Genomic DNA, 268 nt, shown 5'->3' on the forward strand with positions numbered 1-268 from the left:
TTCATGCTTCTCTTTCTCTGGAAGTTTCACACCTAATTTTGTTAATTCTTCTTTTGCTTGCTCATGCGTTAATTTTCCGGATTTCTTTTGCTCTAAAATTGACTTCGCTTTCTCTTTTGTCTGTTCATCTAAGTTAGCAAACATGTCTCCATGTTTACCTTTCTCCGGCATTTTCACGCCTAGCTTTGTTAATTCCTCTTTTGCTTGCTCATGCGTTAATTTTCCAGATTTCTCTTGCTCTAAAATTGACTTCGCTTTTTCTTTCGCC

General features: G+C 36.9%; 1 pseudogene. It reads right to left on the reverse strand.

What is annotated here, in order from left to right:
* Window positions 1–268 (reverse strand): annotated as a pseudogene (locus tag MR107_RS30765) (hypothetical protein); the annotation flags it as partial.

This window comes from Bacillus cereus group sp. BfR-BA-01441 (assembly GCF_022663075.1).
Taxonomy (GTDB): domain Bacteria; phylum Bacillota; class Bacilli; order Bacillales; family Bacillaceae_G; genus Bacillus_A; species Bacillus_A cereus.